At 65.7% G+C, this 7,289-nt stretch carries 10 protein-coding genes; 3 read left to right on the top strand and 7 right to left on the bottom strand.

Features of this window, described 5'->3' with window-relative positions; all coding sequences use genetic code 11:
- Positions 1-149: 149 nt before the first annotated feature.
- From BKY26_RS01020 to BKY26_RS01035, 4 genes are all read right to left on the bottom strand, one after another.
- Positions 150-647 carry a periplasmic heavy metal sensor gene (locus BKY26_RS01020; RefSeq protein WP_071688543.1) on the bottom strand — a complete coding sequence of 166 codons (498 nt, stop codon included), beginning with the start codon at positions 645-647 and terminating at the stop codon, positions 150-152.
- Positions 648-650: 3 nt separating this feature from the next.
- The gene (locus BKY26_RS01025; RefSeq protein WP_071688544.1) at positions 651-998 is read right to left on the bottom strand and encodes a hypothetical protein; all 348 of its coding nucleotides are present in this window, start codon (positions 996-998) and stop codon (positions 651-653) included.
- Positions 988-1,572 carry an RNA polymerase sigma factor gene (locus BKY26_RS01030; RefSeq protein WP_071688545.1) on the bottom strand — a complete coding sequence of 195 codons (585 nt, stop codon included), beginning with the start codon at positions 1,570-1,572 and terminating at the stop codon, positions 988-990. Before BKY26_RS01030 ends, BKY26_RS01025 begins: the two co-directional genes overlap by 11 nt.
- Positions 1,573-1,659: 87 nt before the next feature.
- Entirely contained in the window at positions 1,660-2,199 is a 540-nt protein-coding gene (locus BKY26_RS01035; RefSeq protein WP_227434862.1) for an EF-hand domain-containing protein, read from the bottom strand.
- A gap of 128 nt (positions 2,200-2,327) precedes the next feature.
- Between BKY26_RS01035 and BKY26_RS01040 the strand changes: the two genes are divergently transcribed.
- Together BKY26_RS01040 and BKY26_RS01045 are read left to right on the top strand one after the other, a co-directional pair.
- Positions 2,328-2,750: a DUF983 domain-containing protein gene (locus BKY26_RS01040; RefSeq protein WP_425434459.1), complete on the top strand. Its 423-nt coding sequence runs from the start codon at positions 2,328-2,330 to the stop codon at positions 2,748-2,750.
- Entirely contained in the window at positions 2,747-3,415 is a 669-nt protein-coding gene (locus tag BKY26_RS01045; protein ID WP_227434864.1) for an NUDIX hydrolase, read from the top strand. Before BKY26_RS01040 ends, BKY26_RS01045 begins: the two co-directional genes overlap by 4 nt.
- 85 nt (positions 3,416-3,500) lie before the next feature.
- Here the strand turns inward: BKY26_RS01045 and BKY26_RS01050 are convergent, their stop codons facing one another.
- Genes BKY26_RS01050 through BKY26_RS01060 form a run of 3 tightly spaced genes read right to left on the bottom strand, consistent with a single transcriptional unit; the run spans position 3,501 to position 6,264 of the window.
- Complete coding sequence (locus BKY26_RS01050; RefSeq protein WP_071688547.1) at positions 3,501-4,427, bottom strand: AEC family transporter; 927 nt, start codon at positions 4,425-4,427, stop codon at positions 3,501-3,503.
- 3 nt (positions 4,428-4,430) lie between these two features.
- A complete protein-coding gene (locus BKY26_RS01055; RefSeq protein WP_071688548.1) occupies positions 4,431-5,342 on the bottom strand; it encodes a DMT family transporter in 912 nt (303 codons plus the stop codon).
- A gap of 40 nt (positions 5,343-5,382) precedes the next feature.
- Complete coding sequence (locus BKY26_RS01060) at positions 5,383-6,264, bottom strand: fatty acid desaturase (protein ID WP_071688552.1); 882 nt, start codon at positions 6,262-6,264, stop codon at positions 5,383-5,385.
- A 112-nt stretch (positions 6,265-6,376) separates the two neighbouring features.
- On the opposite strand from BKY26_RS01060, the gene BKY26_RS01065 reads away from it, so the two are divergent.
- Entirely contained in the window at positions 6,377-7,234 is an 858-nt protein-coding gene (locus BKY26_RS01065; RefSeq protein WP_071688549.1) for a helix-turn-helix domain-containing protein, read from the top strand.
- Positions 7,235-7,289: the final 55 nt, after the last annotated feature.

Raw genomic sequence — 7,289 nt, forward strand, 5'->3', positions numbered from 1 at the left:
ACACTCACACCCACATAGCCCGCACCCCCTGCAGAGCCGACCGTACCACATATCCGTGGCAACGCGTCCCGTCGAGGCCTCCGGCGCAAGCCGGGGGTTGAGACGGGGCGCTCCCGGGTCGACGCCGGCAGGCGGCGAAACGGAAGGGGTTACCGGCGATCGTCGCGATGACGCTCAAGCGACTGGCGCAAACGGGTGGCAAATTCGGCCCGTGCGGCAGGTGACATCCGTTCCAGCTGTTCCATCAGCGCCCCATGTCCGCGCTCCTGCAGCCCGCGCACGTGGTCGCGCTGCTGCGCCAGCGCCGCTGCGGTGGCCTCGCGGTCGAACGGATCGGCCTCCACCGCCGTCACGAAGGCGAGCGTCGCGGCCAAAAGCGCCTCGCGCTCTGCCCGCAGCTGCGCCCGGTCCTGACCCACGCGGGCCACGATCTGGCTGCGGTCCTCCCGCTCCAGGGCCCGGCCAAGCGGCCCCAGCCCGAGCGTGCGCACAAGGTCCATCCGGTCGCGGATCGACCCGTCGGGCCGCCCGTTCAACATGGCCCCGCCAATCGCGCCCAGGATCAGCAGGTTGACCGCCAGGCTCAACCCCAGGGCAATCTTGATCCCCCGGCGCGTGCGTGGCTTGGCTTGGGTGGGTTCCGTCATCTCCTATCCCCCTTCGCCGGGCAGCAGATAGGCCAGCCCCGGCATGAGATCGTCCTGCGTCACCAGCCCCAGTTCGGACAATTGCCCGCCCAGGACAGTGTCAACGGTGTCCGGCGCGTAGAATCCGATCAGAAGTCCCGCCGTTGTGGCGGCCACCAGCCCCCCTGCGCCGAACCAGCCGCCGATCCCGGACATCAGGCCCGACATCCAGCCGCCCCCCGAGGGCGCGGCTCTCGTCGCCGCCCCGGCCTGCACGGCTGCCGCGTCGGCCAGCACCCGGGCCACCAGATCGTCGCCCGGCGCCTCGGCCTTGCGGGCCGCCGCAAAGAGATCGTCCAGCTCATGTGTCATAGCCAAGGGCCTCCTTCTGTCCGGCCAGCGCCTGAGCCAGCGCGCGTTTGCCGCGCGCGGTCAGGCTTTCGACGGCCTCGACGCTGATCTCCAGCGCGTCGGCGATTTCGGGGTTCGCAAGCCCCTCGATATGGCGCAGCACCACCGCCTGTCGCTGCCGTTCCGGCAGCCGGGCCAGCGCTGCATCCAAAGCCGCCATGCGTCCGGCCTGCACCAATTGTTCCTCGGCACCGGGCCGATCATCCTCGGGCTCGGCGCTTTCGTCCAGCCCCACGGCGCGTCCCGACCGGCGCAACCGGTCCACGGTCAGGTTCGCCACCACCTTGTAGAGCCATGTCGAGGGCTTGGCGCCCCCGGACTGCCAGTTTGCCGCCGCGCGCCAGAGCCGCAACATCGCCTCCTGCGCCACATCCTCGGCCTCGGCCCGGTCGCCCAGAACCCGGGCGGCATGGCTCAGGGCCCGGGGCAGCAGGCGGGCGGTCAGAATTCGGGCCGCTGCCGGTTCGCCATTGGCAAACAGCACCATCAGGGCATCGTCCTGAAGCTGGTCCAGATCGGCATCCAACGGCTCCATTCTCCTGTCGTAGCCCGCCTGCGCATTTGGGGAAAGTGCGACCGGGGGGAGAGGCCGCTCTTTCCCGTGTCATGATCGGTTGTGCGATCAGCCTTCGTCAGACTGACCCCACCGCCAACCGTGGCCTTCGCCACCGCCACCGTGGCGCCCCTGGCCACCCATACCGCTGCGGCGCTGCATCATGTTGGCCGCAGCGGTCTCGAATTCCTCGGCACTCACCACGCCGTCACCGTCTTCATCCATGCGACTGAACAAACGCTCCGGTCCGGGGCCGCGGGGGCGCATGTCGTCCAGTTCATTGGCGCTCAGCATGCCGTCCTCGTTGTCATCGAAGCGCTCCATCCGGCGGTCGATCGAGGCTTCCACCCGGCCCATGGCCGCGGCGATCATTTCATCCCGGCTGAGGTTGCCATCGCCATCGGTATCGGCTTCTGCGAACCGGGCCTCGCGATGCGCCAGCATTTCCTCCAGCGTCAGCTCGCCATTGCCATCGGCATCGAGCTCGGTGAAGCTCGGGCGTTCCATGTCACCGCCGCGTCCGCCCGGCCCCATGGCCGCCACAGGAAGGGCCAGCGCAAGGCCAACGGGAATGAGCACGCTCAGCATCAGGGCTTTCTTGGTCGACATCTGCAATCTCCTTTTTCATGCCTGTCTGACCTTTGAACGGGGCAGCCCAAGGTTTCCGTCGCAAAAAGTTTCACAGCCAGTTTGCCGCGCCCCGGTGGGGTTTAGATTGTTGCGCGGCAGGATTAGATATGGAACCAATCCAAGAAACCGCGCATGAGGAGGCCGCCATGGCCACGGAAACGATTACCGCCGAGTTGGAAGAGCGTCCCTTCTGGCCCGCCGTCCGCAAGGGCTGGCGCAGGCGCTGCCCGCAATGCGGCGAAGGCCGGGTGTTGCGCGGCTACCTGAAGCTCAATGACAGCTGCGACTGCTGCGGTCTGGACCTGACCAAGACCCGCGCCGATGACGGCCCCGCCTATCTGACCATCCTGATCGTGGGCCATCTGATGGTGGCGGGCATGCTGCATGTGTTCATGGCCTACCGACCCAGCCCGATGGAGATGCTGGCGATCTTCGGCATCGGCACCGTGGCCCTGTCGCTCTTCCTGCTGCCGCGCTTCAAGGGGGTGTTCGTGGGCATCCAGTGGGCGAAGAGGATGCACGGGCTGTGACCGAGACGCCGATCCGCGATGCCGCCACCATCATCATGGTGCGCGACGCCGACACGCGCCCGCGCGTATTGATGGGGCAGCGCGGACAGAGCGCGGTGTTCATGCCGTCGAAATTCGTCTTTCCCGGCGGCGCGGTGGATGCGGTGGATGCCGAGATCCCGGTCGCCAACCCGGCGGGGGCAGAGTGTCTGCGGCGGCTGGCTAATCAAAGCACGACCGCGCCCGAGGCGCTGCTGAATGCCGCCACCCGTGAGCTGTGGGAAGAAACCGGGCTGCTTCTGGGGGCCGAAGACCCTCGCGCGGGACAGATCGAGGCGCCTCGGGGCTGGCGTGGATACCTGCGAACCGGACATTTGCCCGATGGCAATGCGCTGAGCTTCGTCTTCCGCGCCATCACCCCGCCGGGCCGCCCGCGCCGGTTCGATGCACGGTTCTTCCTGGCAGAGGCCGAGAGGCTGGCCAATGACCCGGACGATTTCGGCAAGGCCGAGGATGAGCTGAGCCACCTGCAATGGGTGCCGCTGGACGAGGTGCGCAAGTTCGACATGCCGTTCATCACCGAGGTGGTGCTGGCCGAGACAAGCGCCATCCTGAACGGCACCGACCAGCCGGGTGTGCCGTTCTTCAACAATCTCGACGAGATCAGCCGGTTCGAACGGTTGTGAGGGGGGAAGCGGCTTGCAAGCCGCTTGAAACGCGGTTCGAACCGCGTTCAAAAGGGCCTTCGAAGGCCCTTCCCCGCGCCAAAGCCTACAGGAAGAGCCACTCTCCAACCGCGATCCAGATCGGCATGGCCGCAAAGCTCAGAAGCGTCTGCACGGTGATCATCGCGGCCATCAGCGGCGCATCGCCCCCCAGTTGCCGCGCCAGCGTATAGGCCGCCACACCCGTCGGCAGCGCCCCGTAGATCAGCAGGACCTGCGCCTGCAACGGCTCCACCCCGAGCGCCATGGCAATGGCCAGCACCACCGAGGGAAACACCACCAGCTTACCCACGGCCGACAGGGCAATCGGCACCGCATCTCCAGACAGCCCGCGCAGCTTCAGGTTCGCCCCCACGCAAAGCAGCATGATCGGCAGCGCCGCCGCCCCAAGCACCGCCAGCGTGTCATGCAGCACCGGCAGACCGCCGAATTCCAGCCAATTGGCCAGCAACCCTGCCAGGATCGACAGGATCAACGGGTTCGTTGCCAACCCCTTCAGGGCGGATATCACCGGCCGCGCCCCGGGTCGCGGCACGTAAAGCGCAAAGAGGCTCACCACCGTCAGGTTCACCACCGGCACCAGCGCCGCCGCCGCCAGCACCGCGATCTGCAACGCGGGCGCGCCATAAAGCGCCTCGGCCACCGCCAGCGCGATGAAGGTGTTGAACCGCCCCACCCCCTGCAAAAGCGACGTCACCACCGCCCCGTCGCGCCGGATCAGCCAGCCCACGAAAACGCCATATCCAATCGCCGCGAAGAAGGCCGCATAGAGCACGGTGGCCAGGGTCGCCAGGGTCTCACCCGACAGCTCTGCCGTGGAAATCCGCACGTAGAACAAGGCCGGCATCAGCAGAAAGTAAACAAGCCGGTCATTGAGGTTCCAGAACTCCGCCGACGGAATTCCGCCCCGGCGCAGCACGTAGCCCAGACAGATCAGCGCGAAGACCGGCGCGATGCTGAGAACGATATCCATTGGTCAGAACGCCCCCCAGATGATCAGCAGCAAGCTCAGCACGATCAGCGCCGCGCCACCCAGTTCCTTGGCCGACGACCGCTCCTTCAGCCAGAAGATCGAGAACAGGAAGGTAAACAGCAACTCCACCTGCCCAACGGCCTTCACGTAGGCCGCGCTTTGCAGGGTGAAGGCGGTGAACCAGCCAAGCGATCCCAGCATCGAGGTCAGCCCGACCAGCCCCGACACGCGCCAGCTGGACAGAACGCGCCCGATCTCTTCCCGTTCCCGCCAGAACAGCCACGCGCCAAGTGCCAGTGCCTGCACCATGGTGGCCGCCGACAGTGTAAAAGAAGCGCGCAGGAAGACGGACCCGTCAGGCAAAGCGAGGGACGCACCCCGATAGCCCACAGCCGAGACGCTGAAAAGCAGCCCGGACAGCAGGCCATAGCCCGAGGCCACGTTGAAGAGCCGCGCCCGCCAGGGCAGGGCCACGTCCCCCTTGGGCGGGTCCGACAGCAAAACCACGCCCGCAAAGCCGAACCCGATGGCCACGACGACCGGCAGGGACACAGCTTCGCCCAGAACCACCAGCCCGACCAGCGCGGTCAGGATGACCTCGGTCTTCTTCAGGGTGATGCCGACCGCGAAATTGCGCCGCGCAAACAGGGCCACCACGCACATGGTCGCCACGATCTGCGCCAAACCGCCCGACAGGATGAAGGCCCAGAAGCGCAGGTTGGTGGCGGGCAACGCCTGCCCCGTGGCGGAGGAAACCGCCAGCACGATCACCAGAACCATTGGCGCGGAATAGAGAAACCGCGCCCATGTCGCGCCCGCCGTGGACAGGCTTGTCACTTTCAGATGCCGTTGCAGCAGGAACCGCAGGTTCTGCATGAAGGCAGCAAGGATCGTGACGGGTATCCAGAGGGGCATGTCGCTTCATGCGCCCACCCCCTCGGCTTGGCAAGTCGATTCAGTCGCGCGGCCACAGTGGATGCGGCACCGGATCCTTGGCGCGCAGGAAGTGCCGACGGAAGATCTGCCCATAGCTGCGATAGCGATAGCCATCGTTCCGGCTCAGGTATTTGTCGCGGTTGGCGAAATAGAGCCCCGGCAGCCGATACCAGGGCGTGCGCGGATGCATATGGTGCACGACGTGGAAATTGTTGTTGAGGAAGAGGAAGGCCAGCAGCCCCCGATCCTCAACGATCACCGTGCGCCCGCGCACTTTTTCATGGGCCTGATGTTCCAGGAAGGTGCGGATCTTGAGCACCGCAAGCCCCGCGTAACAGGTCAGCAGATATGCCCAGACCGGCACCGGTGACATGCTGACGATCCACAGGATCAGGGCCATCATCGCCCCGTGCCCCAGCCATGACAGCAGCACCCGCCGGTTGCCCGCCCGGATCTGCCGCCAATCCGCAAACATGAAGGTCACCTGCCCGATCAGCGGCCCCAGCACCATCCGGCCGAGCAACGTGTTGTTGGCCCGCAGCAGCGCCCGCACCGGGCTTGCCAGCCGTCCCCAGACCGCAGGATCCAGATAGTTGCTTTCGGGGTCGTCATAAGGATCGGTCAGGGTGCTGTCCAAATGGTGCGACAGGTGGGTATCGCGAAAGCGGCCATAGGGAATGGCAAGGTTCAGCGAGGCATAGACCAGACCCGCCCCCCATCTGCGCCCCGGAAACGGGTGGCCATGAATGACCTCGTGCTGAAGAGAGCTTTGCAGCGCAATGGACAAGATCAGCGCCAGAACGGCCAGCGGCATCCAGATCGCAGGGAGCCAGAACAGCCCCGCCCCCCAAACCGCATAACATGCCAATATCAGCCCAAGCGTCGGCCATTCGACCCGCATCATCGTCCCCTTCACTCTTTGGTGCTTGCCTCAACCTCCTATCAGGGCTTGCTTTTTCAAGGCAGTCAGGGAATTCTCCACAATAATTCAACATTGATGATAATATCCAACAATGCGCTCAATTATCAACAAACTGGATCGCGCCGCCCTGTTCCGAACCCGCCTGGCCGAGGCGATGGAACAGACAGGCACCAGCCGCGCAGCCCTGGCAAGATCCGCGGGCGTGGACCGTTCGACCGTAACGCAATTGCTGTCGGAAGCGGATGCACGCATGCCCGGCGGCCATCTCGTGGCAGCCTGCGCCGAGACGCTCTCGGTCTCGACCGACTGGCTTCTGGGCCTGTCCGACCGCCCCGAGGCCAGCGCAGACCTGCTCACCGCCACCCTGACCGAGGCCGAACGGGCCACCTCCGCCGATGACCAGATCTTTGCCTGGCACCAGGAGGCAGCAGGCTACAAGATCCGCCATGTGCCTGCCACCCTGCCAGACATGCTCAAGACCCGCGCGGTGATGGAATGGGAATATGCCGACACGATGAACCGCAGCCCCGGTCAGGCCATCGCCGTGGCCGAGGCGCGGCTGGACTGGATGCGCGCGTCGGAAAGCGACTACGAGATTGCCCTGCCGCTGCACGAGATGCGCAGCTTTGCCGAAGGAACCGGCTATTACATGGACCTGCCCGCCGGGGTCCGCCGTGAACAGATCGACTGGATCCTCTCGGTCCATGATCAGCTCTACCCGACGCTGCGGCTGTTCCTCTACGACGCGGCAAGGGTCTATTCCGCACCGATCACCATCTTCGGCCCGAAACTCGCCGCGATCTATCTTGGCCGCTACTACGTGGCGTTCCGGGACCGCGACCGGGTGCGCGCCCTGACCCGCCATTTCGACTGGCTGGTGCGCGAGGCAAGCCATACGGCCCGCGACCTGACCCCGGTGCTGTCAGACCTCCGCGACCGCATGACCTGACATTTCATCTTGGTCAAAATACCTCGGGGGAGGCGCCTGCAAGGCGACGGGGGCA

Origin of the sequence: Nioella sediminis, from assembly GCF_001879695.1 — a bacterium.
Taxonomy (GTDB): Bacteria; Pseudomonadota; Alphaproteobacteria; order Rhodobacterales; family Rhodobacteraceae; genus Nioella; species Nioella sediminis.

Bases quoted from the DNA above. Each gene is read 5' to 3' on its own strand.
- BKY26_RS01040 (WP_425434459.1), top strand. From the start codon at position 2,328: ATGGAACCAATCCAAGAAACCGCGCATGAGGAGGCCGCCATGGCCACG.
- BKY26_RS01035 (WP_227434862.1), bottom strand. From the start codon at position 2,199: ATGTCGACCAAGAAAGCCCTGATGCTGAGCGTGCTCATTCCCGTTGGC.
- BKY26_RS01060 (WP_071688552.1), bottom strand. From the start codon at position 6,264: ATGCGGGTCGAATGGCCGACGCTTGGGCTGATATTGGCATGTTATGCG.
- BKY26_RS01025 (WP_071688544.1), bottom strand. From the start codon at position 998: ATGACACATGAGCTGGACGATCTCTTTGCGGCGGCCCGCAAGGCCGAG.
- BKY26_RS01055 (WP_071688548.1), bottom strand. From the start codon at position 5,342: ATGCCCCTCTGGATACCCGTCACGATCCTTGCTGCCTTCATGCAGAAC.
- BKY26_RS01050 (WP_071688547.1), bottom strand. From the start codon at position 4,427: ATGGATATCGTTCTCAGCATCGCGCCGGTCTTCGCGCTGATCTGTCTG.
- BKY26_RS01030 (WP_071688545.1), bottom strand. From the start codon at position 1,572: ATGGAGCCGTTGGATGCCGATCTGGACCAGCTTCAGGACGATGCCCTG.
- BKY26_RS01020 (WP_071688543.1), bottom strand. From the start codon at position 647: ATGACGGAACCCACCCAAGCCAAGCCACGCACGCGCCGGGGGATCAAG.
- BKY26_RS01065 (WP_071688549.1), top strand. From the start codon at position 6,377: ATGCGCTCAATTATCAACAAACTGGATCGCGCCGCCCTGTTCCGAACC.